The organism is Pseudomonas fontis, assembly GCF_028656955.1.
Classification (GTDB): Bacteria; Pseudomonadota; Gammaproteobacteria; order Pseudomonadales; family Pseudomonadaceae; genus Aquipseudomonas; species Aquipseudomonas fontis.
The window spans coordinates 1-606 of record NZ_JAMDGY010000142.1 but is presented as its reverse complement, the minus strand read 5'-3'; the positions used below and the strand labels follow the sequence as shown (position 1 = coordinate 606).

Here is a 606-nt window from a genome sequence, read left to right as displayed (position 1 = left end):
CAAAAAATCTGACAGTCCCTGCCGGCGATAGCCATTACACCGATCAAAGCCAGACACAGTCCCAATGCGGATAGTCCCCGACATTGCGCGCCAGCCCGCTACGCAATGGATTGGCCACGATATACCGCGCGGCCGCGCGAACATCTTCGTCGCGACGCAACGCCCGGTCATGAAAGCCTTGCTGCCAAAGGCGCCCCTCTCGTCTGCTGGCCTTGTTCAAAAAACAAGTGCTGCGGGATTTCAGCCGGCGCATCAGCGCGGCCAATGTGCCCTGCTTCAATTCGACCAGCCAGTGGAAATGATCCGGCATGACAACCCATGCCAGTGAGTTCGCCCGACCGGTTGATTCGATGAAACGCAACTGCGCTATGAACAGTCGGGCTAGTTGAAAGTCGGCGAACAATGGCGCTCTTTCGTTGACGACGCTTGTCAGTACATACAGTCGCCCGGGCTCTGAGACCCGGCCGCGACGTAAAAGGTGGGAGCTTGGACGGTCCATGTCGTTGTCCTTGAAGGGGGGAATCTTCAAGGTAGTCGGTGGGCCGATCTCAAGGGCGAGCCCTGTGAGTCCTGATGTGTCTAGGTGACCGCATCGCCGGCAAGGCC

1 protein-coding gene is annotated in these 606 nt (G+C 58.6%); it reads right to left on the bottom strand.

Annotated features, from left to right (window positions below):
* Positions 1 to 43: 43 nt before the first annotated feature.
* A complete protein-coding gene (locus M5G11_RS27145; RefSeq protein WP_273914062.1) occupies positions 44 to 499 on the bottom strand; it encodes an REP-associated tyrosine transposase in 456 nt (151 codons plus the stop codon).
* Between the last annotated feature and the right edge of the window lie 107 nt (positions 500 to 606).